This window comes from Microbacterium sp. MRS-1 (genome assembly GCF_000585455.1).
Lineage (GTDB): Bacteria > Actinomycetota > Actinomycetes > Actinomycetales > Microbacteriaceae > Microbacterium > Microbacterium laevaniformans.
Map to the genome: position 1 here is coordinate 1 of NZ_JAUF01000132.1, position 902 is coordinate 902.

A 902-nucleotide genomic window follows, 5' to 3' on the forward strand; every position below is an offset into this window, starting at 1 on the left:
TCCGATCGCCGCGCCCGTGCTACCGGATCACTACAACCGCGCTACCCGAAGCCCCGGCTAAACATCCCGCAAGCAATGTCAGCGAGCCACCTGCTCGCCGATGTCTATCTTGACCGCATTGAGCGCGGTATCCGTCGCCGAGGCTATGAGGTTAGCCGTTTCGCAGATGACTTCCGCGTCATCTGCACAGATTGGGCGTCGGCGCACCAAGCCATCGAACTGGTCGTTGAGGAAGCTCGGTCAATCGGGCTCACTCTCGCCGATGGCAAGACGCGGATCCATTCGGTGAAGCAATTGCAAGAGACGGAGGCGGAGCGCGAGGCGCTACTCGATGATTATCGATCGCGCGCGGCGGACAACCTTCGCTCGGTGGAGTTTGTTCAAGTCGGATACGACGATTTTGAGCTCGAAGAGATCGACGCGTCCGAGGACGAAGTCGACTTCGAGGCGCTCAAAGGGATCGTCGAGGACTGGGTGAAGAGCGATCCTGAGCAACGCACTCTGCACGCAACGTTCGGTTCGCGCGCTCTGCGAGTTCTTCGAGCCGCACCCGAGCGGCTCCCAGACGACTGGCTAGTGGGAATCGTCGCGCGTGAGCCTCCCCATCTTCGCAACGTGCTCGTCTATCTGCGGGCGCGGCCGGAACAACGAAAGAACTGGACGACGGTGGCTCGTCTGCTTGCGTTGCCCAGAACGTCGCCGTGGGCTCGAGTCTGGCTGCTCAGAATGGCGGAAACTCTCGCAGCGCCAAAGGACAGCTACCGGGCTCCATTCGATGCGTGGGCGCAGCGATGCCTCGTGGATAAGTCTGAGGTTGTCCGAGCAGAAGCAGCCTGGGCGCTAGGGCGTGTTGATCAAGAAGGTGCGGGGTGGCCAGCCGCCGCGAGTTGCGCGGGAGAATG

At 61.8% G+C, this 902-nt stretch carries 1 protein-coding gene; it reads left to right on the forward strand.

Annotated elements, in window-relative coordinates; translation table 11 throughout:
* Window positions 1–75: 75 nt before the first annotated feature.
* Window positions 76–902: reverse transcriptase domain-containing protein (locus AS96_RS15165; protein ID WP_231477299.1), on the forward strand; the 827-nt coding region annotated here is incomplete at its 3' end.